This window comes from Nonomuraea rubra, from assembly GCF_014207985.1.
GTDB lineage: Bacteria > Actinomycetota > Actinomycetes > Streptosporangiales > Streptosporangiaceae > Nonomuraea > Nonomuraea rubra.
Genome location: NZ_JACHMI010000001.1, coordinates 10,865,536 through 10,882,678 on the forward strand (window position 1 = coordinate 10,865,536; position 17,143 = coordinate 10,882,678).

Annotated in this window: 16 protein-coding genes; 12 read left to right on the forward strand and 4 right to left on the reverse strand. The window is 72.7% G+C overall.

Annotated elements, in window-relative coordinates; genetic code table 11:
• Nucleotides 1–31: 31 nt before the first annotated feature.
• Together HD593_RS49535 and HD593_RS49540 are read left to right on the forward strand one after the other, a co-directional pair.
• Nucleotides 32–928 (forward strand): alpha/beta fold hydrolase, encoded by an 897-nt coding sequence (locus tag HD593_RS49535; protein WP_185112609.1) that lies wholly within the window; start codon nucleotides 32–34, stop codon nucleotides 926–928.
• Nucleotides 925–2,016: a serine hydrolase domain-containing protein gene (locus HD593_RS49540; protein WP_185109834.1), complete on the forward strand. Its 1,092-nt coding sequence runs from the start codon at nucleotides 925–927 to the stop codon at nucleotides 2,014–2,016. Before HD593_RS49535 ends, HD593_RS49540 begins: the two co-directional genes overlap by 4 nt.
• A 174-nt stretch (nucleotides 2,017–2,190) precedes the next feature.
• Here the strand turns inward: HD593_RS49540 and HD593_RS49545 are convergent, their stop codons facing one another.
• Nucleotides 2,191–2,742: an NADPH-dependent FMN reductase gene (locus tag HD593_RS49545; RefSeq protein ID WP_185109835.1), complete on the reverse strand. Its 552-nt coding sequence runs from the start codon at nucleotides 2,740–2,742 to the stop codon at nucleotides 2,191–2,193.
• 121 nt (nucleotides 2,743–2,863) lie between these two features.
• Here HD593_RS49545 and HD593_RS49550 point away from each other — a divergent pair, with 121 nt between their 5' ends.
• A complete protein-coding gene (locus HD593_RS49550) occupies nucleotides 2,864–3,781 on the forward strand; it encodes an AraC family transcriptional regulator (RefSeq protein WP_185109836.1) in 918 nt (305 codons plus the stop codon).
• Here HD593_RS49550 and HD593_RS49555 read toward each other — a convergent pair.
• On the reverse strand, nucleotides 3,778–4,926 hold the full coding sequence (locus HD593_RS49555; protein ID WP_185109837.1) for a DUF418 domain-containing protein: 1,149 nt from the start codon (nucleotides 4,924–4,926) through the stop codon (nucleotides 3,778–3,780). The two genes, HD593_RS49550 and HD593_RS49555, sit on opposite strands and share 4 nt — an antisense overlap.
• 442 nt (nucleotides 4,927–5,368) lie before the next feature.
• Here HD593_RS49555 and HD593_RS49560 point away from each other — a divergent pair, with 442 nt between their 5' ends.
• The 6 genes from HD593_RS49560 to HD593_RS49585 all read left to right on the forward strand — a co-directional run bounded on the left by HD593_RS49560 (nucleotide 5,369) and on the right by HD593_RS49585 (nucleotide 10,900).
• Nucleotides 5,369–6,061, forward strand: a complete 693-nt coding sequence (locus HD593_RS49560; protein ID WP_185109838.1) for a hypothetical protein — start codon at nucleotides 5,369–5,371, stop codon at nucleotides 6,059–6,061.
• Between the two features lie 105 nt (nucleotides 6,062–6,166).
• Nucleotides 6,167–7,399 (forward strand): 3-oxo-tetronate kinase, encoded by a 1,233-nt coding sequence (otnK, locus tag HD593_RS49565; RefSeq protein ID WP_185109839.1) that lies wholly within the window; start codon nucleotides 6,167–6,169, stop codon nucleotides 7,397–7,399.
• A 148-nt stretch (nucleotides 7,400–7,547) separates the two neighbouring features.
• A complete protein-coding gene (otnC, locus tag HD593_RS49570) occupies nucleotides 7,548–8,198 on the forward strand; it encodes a 3-oxo-tetronate 4-phosphate decarboxylase (RefSeq protein WP_221525358.1) in 651 nt (216 codons plus the stop codon).
• Nucleotides 8,199–8,337: 139 nt separating this feature from the next.
• Entirely contained in the window at nucleotides 8,338–9,069 is a 732-nt protein-coding gene (locus HD593_RS49575; protein WP_312904316.1) for an ABC transporter permease, read from the forward strand.
• Nucleotides 9,066–9,854 carry an ABC transporter permease gene (locus HD593_RS49580; protein WP_185109840.1) on the forward strand — a complete coding sequence of 263 codons (789 nt, stop codon included), beginning with the start codon at nucleotides 9,066–9,068 and terminating at the stop codon, nucleotides 9,852–9,854. Before HD593_RS49575 ends, HD593_RS49580 begins: the two co-directional genes overlap by 4 nt.
• A 122-nt stretch (nucleotides 9,855–9,976) precedes the next feature.
• Entirely contained in the window at nucleotides 9,977–10,900 is a 924-nt protein-coding gene (locus HD593_RS49585; RefSeq protein ID WP_281402516.1) for an ABC transporter substrate-binding protein, read from the forward strand.
• 17 nt (nucleotides 10,901–10,917) lie between these two features.
• Here HD593_RS49585 and HD593_RS64030 read toward each other — a convergent pair whose 3' ends face one another.
• Nucleotides 10,918–13,698, reverse strand: a complete 2,781-nt coding sequence (locus tag HD593_RS64030; RefSeq protein ID WP_312904317.1) for an ATP-binding protein — start codon at nucleotides 13,696–13,698, stop codon at nucleotides 10,918–10,920.
• A gap of 102 nt (nucleotides 13,699–13,800) precedes the next feature.
• Between HD593_RS64030 and HD593_RS49595 the strand changes: the two genes are divergently transcribed.
• From HD593_RS49595 to HD593_RS49605, 3 genes are all read left to right on the forward strand, one after another.
• On the forward strand, nucleotides 13,801–14,415 hold the full coding sequence (locus HD593_RS49595) for a LysE family translocator (protein WP_185109843.1): 615 nt from the start codon (nucleotides 13,801–13,803) through the stop codon (nucleotides 14,413–14,415).
• A gap of 5 nt (nucleotides 14,416–14,420) precedes the next feature.
• A complete protein-coding gene (locus HD593_RS49600) occupies nucleotides 14,421–14,960 on the forward strand; it encodes a TetR/AcrR family transcriptional regulator (RefSeq protein ID WP_185109844.1) in 540 nt (179 codons plus the stop codon).
• 134 nt (nucleotides 14,961–15,094) lie between these two features.
• Nucleotides 15,095–15,940, forward strand: coding sequence for a poly(ethylene terephthalate) hydrolase family protein (locus HD593_RS49605; protein ID WP_185109845.1), 846 nt, complete (start codon nucleotides 15,095–15,097; stop codon nucleotides 15,938–15,940).
• 4 nt (nucleotides 15,941–15,944) lie between these two features.
• Here HD593_RS49605 and HD593_RS49610 read toward each other — a convergent pair whose 3' ends face one another.
• Nucleotides 15,945–17,135: a hypothetical protein gene (locus HD593_RS49610; protein ID WP_185109846.1), complete on the reverse strand. Its 1,191-nt coding sequence runs from the start codon at nucleotides 17,133–17,135 to the stop codon at nucleotides 15,945–15,947.
• Nucleotides 17,136–17,143: the final 8 nt, after the last annotated feature.

The following is a 17,143-nucleotide window of genomic DNA, read 5'->3' on the forward strand; positions in this document are numbered from 1 at the left end:
ATACGATGGCCGACGAGGAGATGGTGCCGTGATGGGCGAGGAAAAGGCGTTCGAGGTCGGCCCTGCCAAGATCGAGGTGACGTACGAACGGCTCGGCGACCCGCAGGCGCCGCCCGTGCTGCTGGTGATGGGCGCAGGCGCGCAGCTCATCCACTGGCCCGAGGGGTTCTGCGCGGAGCTGGTGGCGCGCGGCTGCCAGGTGATCAGGTTCGACAACCGCGACGCCGGCCTGTCGACGCACTTCCACGACGCGCCGGAGCCCGACCTGCCGGCGGCGCTGGCCGGTGACCCGTCCTCGGCCTCCTACACCCTGTCCGACATGGCGGCCGACACCGTCGGCCTGCTCGACGCGCTCGGGCTGGACAGCGCGCATCTCGTCGGCGCCTCGCTGGGCGGGATGATCGCCCAGACGGTCGCGATCGAGCATCCCGCCCGGATCCGGTCCCTGACCTCGATGATGAGCACGACGGGGGCGCCCGGCGTCGGCGGGCCCGACCGCGAGGCGCTGTCCCGGATGACGGGGCCGCCGCCCGCCGCGCGGGAGGACGTGATCGAGCACTGGGTCAAGGCATTCCTGCTCGTCGGGTCGCCCGGCTACCCGTCCGGCGAGGACGAGCTGCGCGAGCGCGCCACGCGCGCCTACGACCGGGCCTACGACCCCGCCGGCGTGACGCGGCAGAGCGTCGCCGCCATCGCCTCGGGGGACCGGACGGAGCGGCTCCGTTCCGTACGCGTGCCGGCGCTGGTGATCCACGGGGCCGCCGACCTGATGTGCGACGTCAGCGGCGGCAGGGCCACGGCGGAGGCGATCCCGGGGGCCGAGCTGGTCGTGATCGACGGCATGGGGCACCACCTGCCCAGGGCGTTGTGGCCCGAGCTGGCCGCCCGGATCGCCGGCCTCGTCCACCGCATCGAGGTGGGCTCGTGAGCGGGTTGCAGCGGCGGCTCCAGGAGGCGGCCGACGAGCTCGTACGCTCCGGGGCCGAGCGCGGGCTGCAGATCGCCGTCTACCGGCACGGCGAGCAGGTCGCCGACGTCGTGGCCGGGACGGCCGACCCGCGCACCGGGCGGCCGGTGACGTCCGGCACGCCGTTCCACGCCTTCTCGGCGGGCAAGGGCCTGACGGCCGCCCTCGTGCACGTGCTCGCCGAACGCGGCGCGCTCGGCTACGACACGCCGATCGCCGAGATCTGGCCGGAGTTCGCGGCCCACGGCAAGGGCGCGGCCACGGTGCGCGACGCGCTGACCCACGCGACAGGCGTGCCGGGGCTGCCGGCCGACGTCACCCCGGAGGACCTGTGCGACTGGGGCCGGATGTGCGCGCTGGTCGCCGGCGCCCGGCCGTGGTGGGAGCCGGGCAGCGGGACCGGCTACCACTCCTACACCTTCGGCTACGTCGTCGGCGAGGTCGTACGGCGGGTCACCGGCATGCCCGTCTCCAGGGCGTTCGCGCAGGAGGTGGCGGGGCCGCTGAAGGTGGCGGATGAGCTGTTCCTCGGCGTGCCCCCGGCCGAGCTGGGCCGGCTCGCCCGGCTCGAGGACGTACCCGGCTACGCCGAGCCGCCCGACGGCTCGCCCGCCCTGGCGGTGGCGCCGCGCGGGGTGCAGCCGACCGCCGCGTTCGGGAACCGGCCCGACGTGCTGTCCGCGGCGATCCCGGCGGCGGGCCAGTTCACCGCCCGGGCCGCGGCCCGCATGTACGCCGCCCTGCTCGGCCCGGTCGACGGTGTCCGGCTGATCTCTCCGGAACGGCTGCGCGAGCTGAGCACCCCGGTCGTGGACGACGTGGACCGGGTGTTCGGCAACCGCGCGGTGCTGTCGAACGGGTACGCCGCCGGCCGCCTGGGCACCGATCCCGGCGACACGCCGACCGTGTTCGGCTGGGCGGGCAGCGGCGGCAGCTACGCCTGCGCCGACACCGCCACCGGCGTGACGTTCGCCCTCACGAAGAACCGGCTCGCCCCCGACTTCACCACCGCCCAGACGATCGGCACCATCATCGCGGAGACCACCTGAGCCGGGCGCATGCCACCCGAGGCCGCAGACCACCTGAGCCGGGCGCATGCCACCCGAGGCCGCAGGCCCGCCTGAGCCGGGCGCGCGCCGCCTGGGTCGGCAGCAGCGGGCGGGTGCCCGTTCAGGAGAGCCCGGACGGCTGCCGCTCCAGGAGCGGAGAGCTGCTTGCCCGGCTCACCCCCTCACCGGGCGCAGGGCCGCGCCCCAGGCGTTGAGCTGGTCGAGGACGTTGGTGAGCCGCTCCTCGTGGTAGCTCGCCGGGTTGAAGCCGCCGGCGAAGTCGGCGCTGAGCGACAGGCCGACCTGGCTCGACACGGTGGCCACGCCGAGCAGGCCGAGGACGTCCCGCAGGTGCGAGATCGCCCGGGGCGCCCCGTCCACTCCGTAGCCGACGAACCCGGCCGCCTTGTCCTTCCACTCCAGGTAGAGGAAGTCCAGGGCGTTCTTGAGCGCGCCTGTGAAGGAGTTGTTGTACTCGGGGGTCACGATCACGAACGCGTCCATCGCCGAGATCTTGGACGACCAGCGCTTGGTGTGCTCGTGCTGGTAGATGCCCGTGGCGGGGTGCTCGGGCTCGTCGATGTTGCCCAGGTCGTAGTCCTTCAGGTCGATGATCTCGTACTCGGCGTCGCCCCGCTTGGCCGCCAGATCGCGGACCCAGTTCGCCACCACGTCGCCCACGCGCCCGGGACGGGTGCTGCCCAGGATGATGCCAACCTTCAGCATGTCGGTGCTTCCCTTCAGGGGTTCGGTTACCTGAAACACCGTAGGAGGGGAGGCGGAGATACTGAATGCGCTGCTGTACCCGATTTATACGTCATCGTCTCAGGGGTTAGACTCGACACTCATGGATGTGTTGAGCGACGTGGTCGCGTTCATGCGGACGGGCCGGCCGGCCTCCACCCGCATCTCGTGGCGCGCCCCGTGGGGGCGGTCGTTCCCCGCGCTGCCCGGGTCCGCGGGCTTCCACGTGGTGCTGCGCGGGGCCTGCTGGCTCATGCCCGCCGACGGCGAGCCCGTCCGGCTGAACGTGGGCGACGTGGTGTTCCTGCCGCACGGCGACGCGTTCGGGCTGGCAGACGATCCCGCGCGGCCGCTGGTCGAGGCGGACTGCGCGCCGCACGACGAGCTGTTCCGCTCGGCCGGCTTCGACGGCACCGGGGCCGAGACGGTCATCCTGTCCTGCGGTTACCGTACCGACCCCGACCGGGTCCACCCCATCCTGGGCTCGCTGCCCGCCGTGATCCACCTGCCGGCGACGCTCGGCTGCGACCCGGAGCTGAGGGCCGCGGTCGAGCTGCTGGCCGGCGAGATCGACAACCCGCGCCTCGGTGCGGACACCGTCGTGTCGTCCCTGCTCGACGCGTTGCAGCTGTACATCCTGCGGGCCTGGTTCGACAAGGCCGACGAGCCCTGCACGCTGTCCGGCTGGGCGGGCGCGCTGGCCGACCCCGCCATCGGCCGCGCGCTCAACGCCATCCACAGCGAACCGGGCCGCCGCTGGACGGTCGAGTCGCTGGGCGCCCACGCGGGCCTGTCGCGGGCCGGCTTCGCGCGCCGCTTCACGGCGCTGGTCGGGCAGTCGCCGCTGGCGTACCTGACCTGGTGGCGGCTGGCGAGCGCGGCCCGCATCCTGCGCGAGTCCGACGCGCCGGTGTCGGAGGTGGCCGAGCGGGTGGGGTACACCTCGGAGTTCGCCTTCGGCAACGCCTTCAAGCGGGAGTACGGCGTGGCGCCCGGCCGGTACCGCCGCTGCGCCGCCTAGGTCCCGTTGGTGACGCGGCGCAGGACGTACTCGACCGGGCCGTACCGGTGCGTACGCAACCACCAGGCGCTCAACCCCAGCAGCACCGTGTAGATCACCGCGGCCACCCCCATCACGGCGAGCGGCGACAGCCTGCCCGCCAGCGCCAGGCCGTAGCCGGTGAAGACCAGGCAGCAGAGCACCGACTGGCCGAGGTAGTTGGAGGCCGCCGCCCGTCCCGCCGGGGCCAGCGCGCGCCCGGCCGCGGGGAAGCGGCGGGTCACGCGCAGCAGCGTCACCACGTACGCGGCGGCCAGCGGCACCGAGGTGACCGTGGTCGCCGCCGTACCGACCAGCTCCCACGCGCCGGGCCGGCCGGCCGTCACCGCGAGCAGCACCCCGCCCGGCAGCCCGAGCCCGAACCCGATCCACTGGATCCGCGTCGCCAGGTGCCACCACCGCCCGGTCTCCTCCAGCACCCTGGTCCTGCCCGCCGCCAGCCCGAACAGGAACATGGCCAGCGCCATCGGCCCCTGGAAGGCCCAGACCATCGCGGCGAGCGGCGGGTAGAGCTCCAGTTGCAGGGTGAGGACGTCGAGCGGGCTGCCCGTGGCCAGGGCCATCGTGCGGGCCGCGGCCGCCGCGTCGGCCGGAGGGGCCTGGCCGGCCGCCGGGTCGAGCGTGGACAGCGCCGCCAGCCCCGCCCACAGCAGGGCCAGCACGCCCACGATGACCGAACCGGTCACCACGGCGGTCCTCGGCCGCATGCCGCGCATCGCGAGCAGGAGCAGGCCGAGCACGGCGTACAGGGTGAGGATGTCCCCGATCCACAGCAGGATCCCGTGCGCGACGCCGATCACGAACAGCCCCAGGCACCGGCGCAGCGTCCTGGCCCGCACGCTCGCGCCCGCCCGCTCCGCCGAGCGCAGCTGCAGCGTGAACGAGTAGCCGAACAGGAACGAGAAGATGATGTAGAACTTGGTCAGCACGAGCGCGGTGATGACCGAGGCCACCGGGCCGTCGGGGATGGGCATGGTGCCGTTGACGGCGTAGCCGGGGTCGGCGAAGTAGCCGATGTTGGCCACCAGGATGCCCGCGAGCGCGAACCCGCGCACCACGTCGACCTCGTGGACCCGGCTGGCGGGTGGCGTGCGCACTTCTGTCATGAGGCCGAAGCTACGGACGGCTCGTCTGCCCGGGCATCCGACCTTGGTCTGGCTCCCGGCGACCAAGGGATCGCGGGCGCCGTCCGATGTGGCAATTGGTGGGGTAATTGGGGCGGAAGGTAGGGAGCTGCACCACAATGGGGGCATGGCATACCCTCCGCAGCCTCCGCAACCCCACCCCCAGCAGCCTGGACCGTGGGGCGCCGGACAGGGACAGGGCCCTGGCCCGGGCCCGGCTATGCCACCGCCATACGCGAACCAGCCCCCGCACGGGAACCAGCCCCCGTACGGAAGCCAGCCGCCGTATGGGAACCAGCCCTCGTACGGAAATCAGCCGCCGCACGGCAACCAACCGCCGCACGGGAACCAGCCCCCGTACGGCCCGCCGGGTTATCCGCCCAGGCCCCCGGCCAAGAGCAACACAGCGCTGATCGTCGGCCTGGTGACGGGCCTCGCCGTGCTCCTCCTGGGCGGCGGCGGCTGGGCCGCGTACGCGTACCTGAGCTCCCCGGGCCCGGCCCCCAAGATCGCCATGCCCAGCGGCACCCCCACCACCACGGAGCCCGCCCCGTCGGCCACCCCGGACACGTCGGACGAACCCTCGCCCGCCCCCTCCGACACCCCCGACGACACCCCGGCGACCTCCAGCCAGGCCGAGCCCGGCTCGCCGATCACCCACCAGGAGTTCAACGACTGGAACTTCGCCCTGGGCGGCATCAAGTTCAAGGCCGACAAGGTCGGCGGCTGGAACTACAGCTCGTGCGCCCCGGTCGACGGCGAGGGCGTGCTGGCCAAGAACAAGTGCGAGCGAGCCGTGCAGCTCGCCTACTCCGCCTACAGCGGCCACCTCAAGGCCGTCCAGGTCATGATGTCCTTCCCCACCGACCGGGCCGCCAAGACCACGGCCGACCGGCTGGCGAAGCTGTCGTCGAACGCCGTCAAATGGCGCCAGGACAAGGCGCTCGCCCGCTACACCTACGGCAAGATCCTCTCGGGAGCGTCCAAGAACTACGTGGTCGTCACCATCGTCACCGCCGACAAGTCGGCCGGCGCCAAGGCCCCGAACTTCCACGCCTACCTGCAGACCGACCACACCAGCTACTTCGAGCTGCGTGACCAGACCATCACGAGCTGAACCCGTCCAGGGGGCGCGGACCGCCCGGTGACCTGGCGCCGATACCGTCGGCATCATGTTCGACTCGCATCACGACAGCATCGAGACCGGCTCAGCGGGGCACCCATGATCGGCGCCATCGCGGACGACGTCACCGGCGCGACGGACGTGGCCGTGGCGCTGCGCCGCCGGGGCATCCGCACCCTGCTGTACTTCGGGCTCCCTCCCCAGGGCGCCGAGGCCCCCGAGCACGACGCCGTCGTGATCGCGCTCAAGACCCGCACGATCCACAAGGCCGACGCGGTGGCCCGCTCCCTGCGCGCGCTGCGCTGGCTGCGCGCGCACGGCGCCGCCGAGCAGGTCTACTTCAAGTACTGCTCCACCTTCGACTCCACCCCCGACGGCAACATCGGCCCGGTGCTGGACGCGCTGGCCGACGCCATGGACGCGCCCATCGTCCCCATGACGCCGAGCTCGCCCGAGCACGGCCGCACCCAGTACAACGGCTACCTCTTCGTCGGGGACGTGCTGCTCGGCGAGTCCCACATGAGCCACCACCCGCTCACCCCGATGACCGACTCGTACCTGCCGCGCCTGCTGGAGGCGCAGAGCGCGTACCGGTCCGGGGTCGTGACGCTGCCTCACGTACGCGGGCAGGGGGTGCAGCGGCGGCTGGCCGAGCTGCGCGAGCAGGGGGTGCGGTACGCGTTCGTGGACGCGCTGGAGGACGACGACCTGATGACGGCCGGCCGCGCGCTGGCCCGCGCGCCGCTGGTGGCGGGGGCGGCGGGGCTCGCGGGCGGGCTCGCGGCGGCCCGTGCGGGTGCCGGGCACGGCGAGGCGCCGGCGCCCGAGCCGTCCGGGCCGGCCGCCGTGCTGGCGGGCAGTTGCTCGGCCCGTACGCTCCAGCAGGTGCAGGCCATGATCGAGGCGGGCCGGCCGGCCTACCGGCTGGACGCGCTGGCCGACCAGAACGCCGACTCGCTCGCCAGGGCTGCTCTGGCCTGGTACGACACCCTGCGCCAGGACACCGGCGCCCCCTTGATCTACTCGTCGCTGGAGCCGGCGAAGCTGCGCCGCGTGCAGGAGGCCCTGGGGGCCGAGCGGTCGGCCTCGATCCTGGAGGCGGCCATCGGCCGCATCGCCAGGGGGCTGGTCGAGCGGGGCGTCACCCGGCTGATCACTGCGGGCGGGGAGACGTCCGGCGCGGTCGTGAGCGCGCTCGGGGTGCCCGGCGGCGTGATCGGGGCCGAGGCGACGCGCGGCGTCCCCTGGATCTTCACCCCCTCCGGGCCCGCCCTGCTGCTGAAGTCCGGCAACTTCGGCGACCCCAGGCTGCTGCTGGAGGCCTCCCGGTGAACGCGCACCTCACAACGGAGGCCCCGATCAGCCCGCACCCCACAACGGAGGCCCCGATCAGCCCGCACCCCACAACGGAGGCCCCGATCAGCCCGCACCTCCCAACGGAGGCCCCGATGAGTCCGCACCTCTCGATGGAGGTCTTTCGATGAGCGTGGAATCCGGAACGGGCGCGATGCGGGCGGAGCGCGAGGCGATCGTCGCCGCCGCACGGTCGCTGTTCCAGCGCGGCCTCACCCACGGCAGCACCGGCAACCTGTCCGTCCGGGCCGGCGAGCACGTCCTCGTCACCCCCACCGGTTCGAGCCTGGGGACGGTCGAGGCGGACGAGCTGTCGCTGATCGACCTCACCGGCGCCCACGTCGGCGGCCCGAAGCCGTCGAAGGAGGCGTTCCTGCACGCGGCCCTGCTGCGCGCCAGGCCCCGCGCCACCGCCGTCGTGCACACCCACTCCACCCACGCCGCCGCCGTGTCCTGCATGGACGGCCTCGACCCGGACGACGCGCTGCCCCCGCTGACCGCGTACTTCGCGATGCGCGTCGGCCGGCTCCCGCTGCTGCCCTACTACGCCCCGGGCGACCGGGCGCTGGGGCCGGCCGCGGAGGAGAAGGCCCGCACGCACCCGGCGCTGCTGCTCAGCAACCACGGCCCGATCGTCGCCGGGGCGAGCCTCGGCGCGGCGCTGGACGCCGTCGAGGAGCTGGAGGAGACGGCCAAGCTCTTCCTCCTCCTGCGCGGCCTGCCCACCCGTCCGCTCACCGCCGAACAACGCCGGGCTCTCGCCGATCCCCTTAATTGATCGTTACGCTGGCTCCATATTCGCCGTCTCGGAGGAATATGGAGAGCTTCATGGCGTTTCTCCTCACCGGGGCGATCTGTTGATCCCCCGGCTCTTTTCCCGCCCCTTCGACAGCGCGTTATTCTGCGGTTTACTCGGCGTGGCCGGCCTGCTCCTGCTCGCGGAGGCGGCCGGCCGGCTCGGGCTCGTTTCCACCGTGCAATTCCCGCTCGCCTCCACCGTGCTGGTCACCGCGGCGGGGCTGGCGGCCGATCAGGAATTCCTCTGGGACGTGGGCGCCACGTTCGCGGCGTGGGCGCTGGGGCTGGCGCTGACCGTGGCGGTTGCCGTACCGGCGGGGCTGCTGCTCGGCAGCGTGCCGGCGGTGGAGCGGGCGTTGCGCCCGGTGATCGAGTTCCTGCGGCCGATCCCGTCCGTGGCGCTCATCCCGCTCGCGGCGTTCGTGTTCACCGAGCGGCTGGACATGAAGATCGCGATGATCATGTACGCGTCCACGTGGCCGATCCTGATCAACACCATGTACGGCCTGAGAGAGGTCGATCCCCTGGCCAAGGAGACCCTGCGGGCGTTCGGGTTCGGCCGGCCGGCGGTGCTGCTGCGGGTCTCGTTGCCGAGCACGGCCCCGTTCATCGCGACCGGGGTACGGGTCGCCGCCACGATCGCGCTCATCCTGGCCATCAGCACGGAGCTGCTCGCGGGCGGCTCCGACGGGATCGGCGCGTTCATCATCCTGGCAGGCAGCAGCCCCGACGGGCTCACGCTGACCGTGGCCGCCACCGTCTGGGCCGGGCTGCTCGGCATCGCCACGAACGGCGCGTTCGTCTGGGCCGAGCGGCGCCTGTTCCACTGGCACCCGGGAACGGCCGCATGACCGCGCTCCGGCGCGTGCTCGCCCGGCCGGCCAGGCTGTGGGTGGTGCCGATCGTGCTCCTGGTGTGGGAGCTCGCCACGCGGGCCATGCAGCACCCGTTCTTCCCGCCCCCGTCGGTCATCGTCGTGCACATGCGCGACCTGTGGTTCACCGGCTCCCCCTCCCGGCTCTGGCTGAACGACACCGCCCTGGCCAACTTCCCGCAGAGTCTCGGGCGGCTGCTGGCGGGGCGGGTGCTGGCCGGGGTGGGCGGGGTGACGATCGGCGTGGCGATCGGGCGCTCCCCGCTGCTCTACCGCTTCCTCGACCCGATCATCCAGTTCGGGCGGGCGCTGCCCGCGCCGGCGCTGCTGCCGATGTTCCTGGCGCTGTTCTCGACGGGCACCCGCATGCAGATCGCCACGATCACGTTCGGGATCGTGTGGCCGGTGCTGTTCAACGCGGCCGACGGGGCGCGCAGCGTCCAGCCACTGCACCTGGATACGGCACAGGTGTTCGGGCTCACGCGCGGGCAGCGGCTGCTGCGGGTCATCCTGCCGTCGGCGGCTCCCAAGATCTTCGCGGGGCTGCGGCTCAGCCTGTCGCTGGCGCTGATCCTCATGGTCATCGCCGAGTTCTTCAGCACCGAGGGCATCGGGTTCCAGCTCCGGGCCGCGCAGCGGGCGTTCGACCTGCCGGGGGTGTGGGGTGCGATCGTCCTGCTCGGAATCCTCGGCTATTTGCTGAACCAGGGCTTTCTGCTCCTGGAGAAAAGGGCGCTCACCTGGCATGACGCAAAAATGTAGCGAGCTTTTCCCGTGACACGGGATAAGATCGCAGCTCGGCCCTATCGGACGCGTTTACTCCACGAGGAGCGTTCATGTTAGGTTTCCGGCACTTTTCAGCCCTCTGCGTCGCAGCATTGGTGATGACCGCTTGCGGCGGAGGAGGCGATCCGGCCCCGCAATCCGGCGGCCCGGAAAAGACCGAAATCAGGATCGGGATGTTGCCGCTCCCGGAGGTGGCGCCCATTCAGCTCGCCATCGACAAGGGCTATTTCGCCGCCGAGGGGCTCACGGTGCGGCCGGAGCTGATCTCGGGCGGGGCGGCGGCGATGCCCGACCTGGTCTCCGGCAAGATCGACATCCTGCACAGCAACTACGTCTCCGCCCTGCTCGCCTCTGCGAGCGGCACCGTCAAGATCAAGGTCGTCGGCGACGCGTACGCCGCCCAGCCGGGCAACTTCCTGCTCATGACGAAGAAGGGCTCGCCGATCACCGAGATCGCCCACCTCAAGGGCCGGACGATCGGCGTGAACACCCTCAACAACATCTCCACCCTCTCCGTGAGCGCCCTGCTCAAGCCCGCGGGGCTGCGGCCGGAGGACGTCAAGTGGGTCGAGCGGCCGTTCCCCGAGATGGCCGGCGCGCTGGAGAGCGGGCAGGTGGACGTCGCGCTCCTGCCGGAGCCGTTCCACCAGGCGGCGGCGAAGACGCTCGGCGCGGTCACCCTCAGCGACCTGTTCACCGGGCCGCTGGCCGACTTCCCGATCGCCGGTTACCTCGTCACGGAGACCTTCGCCCAGCAGAACCCGAAGGCCGTCGCCGCCTTCCAGCGGGCCCTGCGCAAGGCGGCCGAGCTGGCCCGCTCGGACTCGGCCGAGGTCACCTCCGCGCTGCAGAAGTACACCAAGATCGACCAGGCCACGGCCTCGACGATGAAGCTCGGCGGCTTCTCCACGGCCGTGGACCCGGCGCGGGTGCAGCGGGTGGCGGACCTCATGCTGGAGTTCGGCTACCTCAAGCAGAAGTTCGACGTGAACTCGATCCTCGCCGGAGGCGCCTCCGGCTGACCCGCCCTCACAGGCGGCTACGCCAGCAGCCCCAGGCGGCGGGCGGCGGCGGCCGCCTGCGTGCGGGTGGAGACGTCGAGCTTGCCGAGGATGTTGGACACGTGCACGCTCACCGTCTTCTGCGCGATGAACAGCCGCTCCGCGATCTCCCGGTTCGTCAGCCCCTCCGCCACCAGCCGCAGCACCTCGACCTCACGCGCCGTCAGCCCGCCATCCCCATGACCGCCCGGGCCCCCCGTGCCGCTCGTGCCGCTCGTGCCGCTCGTGCCGCCGAAGCGGGCGCGGCGGCCGAAGTCGAGCAGCGCGTTCTCCAGCGGCGCGGCACGCAGCTTGCCCGCCGCCTCCCTGGCCAGCTCCCACTCCGTCTGCGCCGCGTCCCGCTCGCCCGCGGCCAGCAGTGCCTCGGCCAGCCGCCATCGGGCCCGCGCGGCCTCGTAAACGAACCCGAAGTCGAACGCCTCCACCACCCGGCGCCACGCCGCCACGTCGAGCCGCCCGTGCACGCGGTGCCACTCGGCCTCCACGCGCAGCGCCCACGCCTGCCCCTCGGGGCCGAGGTGGCCGCCGTCGCCCGTGGGGCCGGCCTCGACGGCCAGCCGCGAGAGGGTGCGGAACTCGTCGGCGCCCTCGGTGGTGCCGAGCTCGGCCAGCGCCCACAGCCCGATGGCGGCCATCCGGACGTTCCCCGACTCGCCGTCCATCTGCCCCGCGAGCACTGCCCGTACGTGGTCGAGCGCAGTGGCGGGGTCGCCGTGCCACAGCGCGTGCTCGGCCGCCAGCCCCCTCGACATGTACGAGGCCAGCGGATCGGACCAGAAGGGCCGCAGCCAGCTCAGCCGGGACTCGACCGCGGGCAGGCCGCGCGCCACCTCGATGAACAGCGCGAACGACGACAGGATCGCCTCCGGCACCGTGCCGACCCTGGCGCCGAAGCCGCTCGCCACCGCCTCCGCCTGATCCCACTCGCCGGCCACGTAGTGGATCAGGAAGCGCAGGAACCGCAGGTCGGTGCCGTAGGTGCTCCACTTGAGCCCGGTCTCGGCCGCCATGCGGATGCCGTCGTCGGCCACCTCGGCGGCGTGCGCGAGCAGCCCCTGCTCGTAGTGGATGCGGGCGTGGTGGAACCGGGCCCGCAGGTCCATGGCCAGGTCACCGGTGGGCTCGGACATGGCCGCGTCGACCAGCTCGTGCGCCCGGTGCAGGTCGCCGCGCAGCTCGACGAACGTGGCCAGCGTGAGCATGGCGCCCACCTCGGCGTCCCTGGCCCCGGCCGCGCGGGCGGTCTCCAGCGCCCTGGTGGCCAGCGCCTCGACCTCCTGGTGCCGCGGGCTCCACAGCAGCGTGCGGGCGTGGGTGGCCATGGCGCGGGCGAGCGTCGCCTGGTCGCCGGCGCTCTCCACCGCGCGCTCGGCCGCCGCGATGGCGCCGGCCGGGTCGTCGGCCTCGTACAGGTAGTAGGCGAGCCGCTCGCTCACCTCGGACGTCTGCGGCAGCACGCGGAGCTGCACCACGGCCCGGTGCTTGTCGCCGCTGTCGGCGGCCATGACGGCACTGCGGAAGGCCAGCTCCACGCGGCTCTCCCCGGCCAGCCGCTCGGCGTCGTCCACCCGGTCCCACAGGCCGAGAGCGCGGTCGTAGTGGCTGTGCGCCTCGGCGGGCGCGCCGACCCGCTCGGCCTGCCTGCCCGCCTCGGCGGAGGCGGCCAGCGCGCCGGCCAGGTCGTGGCCGGCCAGGTAGTGGTGGGCCAGCTCGGCGGGCGAGGTGAGCAGGCGGGCGAAGGCGGCGTGCAGCCGGGTGCGCTCGCCCGGCAGCAGGTCGGTGTAGACGGCCTCCTGGAGCAGCGCGTGGCGGAAGGCGTAGCCGTGCCCCCGCACCTTGAGCAGCCCGCGCGAGACGATCTCCCTGACCGCCTCCTCGAACTCGGCCAGCGGCAGCCCCGCCACCTCGCGCAGCAGCTCGTCCTCGACCCGGCGCCCGGCCACGGCGGCGGCCCGCAGCACCCGCTGGCCGGCCTCCGACAGCACCTCGACCCTCGACATGAGCAGGCTGGCCAGCCCGTCGGGCAGGCTGTCGCCCTCGGCCATGGCCGCGAACAGCTCCTCCGCGTAGAACGGGTTGCCGTCGGCCCGGGAGACGATGAGGCCGAGCCCCTGGGCGTCCACCTCGCCCAGGGTGGCGACGTAGTCGGACATCTCGCCCGGATGCAGCGGCCCCAGCTCCACGCTCATCACGGTGGGCAGGCGCTTCAGCTCGGCCAGCACGGACCGCAGCGGATGCCGGCGGTGCAGGTCGTCGGTGCGGTAGGTGCCGACGACGCAGACGCGCTCGCTCTGCACCATGCGGCTGAGGAAGACCAGCAGGTCGCGGGTGGAGCGGTCGGCCCAGTGCAGATCCTCGATGACGAACAGCACCGGCTGCACGTCGGCGAGCAGCCCGAGCAGCGAGCCGAACAGCCGCTGCTGGGTGAGCCCGGTCGAGGGCGCGCTCTCCGTGCCCGGCAGGAGCTGCCCCAGCATGGGGTGGGCGGCGGCGGCCTCGCGCACGGCCGGCTCCGCGCCGCGCAGCGCGTCGGCCAGCGGCAGGTACGGCAGCGCGTCACCGAGCTCGGCACACTGCCCGACCAGCACGTTGAACCCGCGCTCGCGGGCCTCGGCGGCCAGCTCGGTGATCAGCCGGGTCTTGCCGATCCCGGCATCACCGCCGACGAGCGCGACCCCGGCCACGCCGTCACCGGCGGCGGCCAGCACCCGCACCAGCCCTGCCAGCTCCGCGGAGCGCCCGACGAGAAGACCGTTCACGCCTGAAACTATGCCAGAGCCCACCGACAACGCATTGGTCCGGGAAACCGGCGGAGAATTGGTCCTCTTCGACATACCAAGACCATCCTACGCTGCTCTTTCGTGATATCTCCCACCACTTTCCTGCTCTTCCTGACAACCTCGGCCGTCCTGGTGCTCATCCCCGGGCCGAACCACCTCTACATCACCGCCAGGGGGCTCTCCCAGGGCCGGGCGGCGGGCCTCGTCAGCGCGCTCGGCGTGGAGCTCGGCACGGTCGTGCACATCGCGGCCGCCGCCGCGGGCCTGTCGTACGTGATCGCCCAGTCGGCCACGCTCTACACGGTGATCAAGTGGGCCGGCGTCGCCTACCTCGTGTACCTGGCGATCCGCGCGTTCACCGGCAAGCAGGGCGAGGCGGAGCGGCCGGAGCCGCAGCCGCTGCGCAAGGTGTTCCTCGAAGGCGTGCTGGTCAACGTGTTCAACCCCAAGACCCTGCTGTTCTTCCTGGCGCTCCTGCCGCCGTTCGTCCGCCCGGAGGCGGGCTCGCCCGCGCTGCAGGTGGTGCTGTTCGGCCTCACCCTGCTGGTCCTGGGACTGATCTCGGACCTCGGGTACGCGCTCACCGCCGGCGCCCTGCGCAACCGCGTGAGCCGCGCGGGCAGGCGGCTGCGGCACGTCAGCGGCGTCGTCTACCTCGGGCTCGGCGTGCTCACGGCGTTCACCGGGAGAGAATGAGCCGCATGGCGCCGAGGAAGCAGCAGGAGATCTTCGATGCGACGTTGCGGCTGGTCGCAGAGAGGGGTTACGACGGGCTGACCGTGGAGGGGGTCGCCGAGCGCTCGGGCGTCAACAAGACGACGATCTACCGGTGGTGGCCGTCGAAGGCGGCGCTGCTGGGGGCGGCCCTGGTCGAGTCCGACGTGCTGGGCCTCGACAGTCCCGACACGGGGAGCCTGCGCGGTGACCTGGTGGCGCTGGTGGAGGAGGTCAGGCGGCTGCTCACCGAACCTCCCGGCAGCGACGTCGCGGTGGCCGCGCTCGGCGCCGCCGTACGCCATCCCGAGCTGGACGTGCGGCGCTTCTTCGCCGACCGGTTCGCCAGGGAGCGGGAGATCTTCGAGCGCGCGGTGAGCAGGGGCGAGCTGAAGGCGTCGGTGGACCCGATGCTGATCGTGGACCTGCTGGCGGGCGCCGTGTGGATGCGGGCGGTCTTCCGGGGGTTGCGGGTGGACGACGCCTTCGCTACCGACGCTGTCTCCGCCCTCCTCGACGGCGTCTGATCCCCCGCCAATGGCGACCGTTTCTATGACGGTCGGCATCGGTACTATCACCAGTCATGCTCGTGATCCATTGATCCCGGTCACCCCCTGTGCGAAGGTCGCGGCACCGAGTCGAGCGACCCCCAGGAGGATTCATGAAGCTCGGGCAGCTCATCCGACGCGTCACCGCGGCCGGGGCGGGAATCGTGCTGGCCGGCACGATCCTGACCGTGCCTGCCGCGCCCGCGCACGCGGCCCCGGGAGGCTCCGGACCCTACCCTGCCGACTACGAGACCACCCTGCGCCTGCCCCGCCACACGATCTACCGGCCCGCGACCCTGCCCACGGGCGTGCTCCTGCCCATCGTGGCCTGGGGAAACGGCGCCTGCCGCGCCGACGGCACCTGGTTCGAGAACTTCCTCAAGGAGCTGGCCTCCCACGGCTTCCTGGTCATCGCCAACGGACGCCCCGGCGGCACCGGCTCGACCGACGCGGACATGCTGATCGACGCGATCGACTGGGCGATCGCCGAGAACAGCCGGCTCACCAGCAGGCTCCGCGGCAGGATCGACACCACGAAGATCGCGGTGATGGGCCAGTCCTGCGGCGGGCTGGAGGCATACGAGGTGTCGGACGACCCGCGCGTCACGACAACTGGTATCTGGAACAGCGGCATCATGAGCGCGCTGGACAAGGCCCAGCTCTCCCGCCTGCACGCGCCCATCGGCTACTTCATCGGCGGCCCCAGCGACATCGCCTACCAGAACGCGCTCGACGACTGGAACCGCCTGCCCGCCGGGCTGCCCGCGTTCATGGGCAACCTGGACGTGGGGCACTTCGGCACCTACTCCCAGCCCAACGGCGGCGAGTTCGGCCGGGTCGGGGCGCTCTGGCTGAAGTGGCAGCTCAAGGGCGACGCCGCCGCCAGGGCCGCGTTCGTGGGCACGAACTGCGGGCTCTGCTCCGGCCCCTGGCAGGTCAGGCAGAAGAACCTGTCGTGAGCCGCTAGAGCGACAGCGCGGCCGGGATGCGGTCGAGGACGGGGTGCGGCACCAGCCCGTACGCGTAGAAGTCCACCGCCAGCGCCCCGGCCGCCTTGGCCCCCCGGGCCTTGGCCACCAGCCGGTCGGTGGAGTCGCTGTCGGGGTAGCCGGGCCGCAGCACGGCCCGCACCTCGCGGTCCTTACCCACCGACCGCAGGTAGGCCCCCACGTCGTCGGCCACCCGGGCCGCGTCACGCGCGTAGGCCAGCACCCCGAACGCGGGCACGAGGTCGCCCAGCGCCACCAGGTCCACCCCGAGCTGCCAGGCGTCGTGCGCGGCCAGCCCGGGCGTCGGCAGCCCGTCGGTGTAGCCCTTGACCGCCCCCGTCGAGTCGATGAACACCAGCTTCGAGCCCTCGCCGGCGACCGCCGAGGCCACCTCGGACACCAGCGTCGTCACCGTCTCGGAGCGGGCGCGGGCGTAGGCCACGACGTCCGGCCCCGCGTACGCGGTCAGCGCCGCCCTGGTCACCTCGCCCTGCGCCGGCGGGTCGCCGTCGAAGACGCCGCCCACGATGCGCGCGCACTCCTCGCGCGCCACCTCGGCGTTCACGCCCAGGTCGGTGGCCCGGCGCATGCAGTAGTCGCAGAAGCAGAGCGCGAACAGGTAGGCGTCCATCGGCCCGAGCGGCACGAACGAGCGCTGCGGCTTGAGCGGCCTGAAGTGCAGCGACTCGGCCACCACGCTGTCGACCCCGAGCCTGGCCACCGCCCTGGCCAGCGCGACGGCGTAGTCGCGCACGTCGGGGTGGGCGGGGCACAGGTCGGTGAGCGAGCCGCGGTCGCCGAAGCAGTCGCGTACGGTCACGTCGGGATGTTCGGTGCCGATCGTGGCGTTGCGCAGGAAGACCGTCCAGCCGTGGAGCTTCATGGACCGTTTCGCACAGGCCTCGCGTAGGCCGTCGAAGGCGTCCACGTAGCCGGGCACGGGAGCCAGCCGGAGCCCGTCGAACAGCTCCGGCTGCGGGGTGAAGTGCGCCCCGTCGTGGCGGAGCGTCAGCCGGGACAGCCCGTGCGGGGTGACGTCGCGGGAGGCGTGGTGCACGGCGCCGACGGTGATGCCGGACACGCCGTAACCGCTGATCCTGTCGAGCACCCGCTCGACGCCCTCGCCGCGCAGGTCCTCGACGAAGACGTACACCGAACTGTCCACAGCCGCAC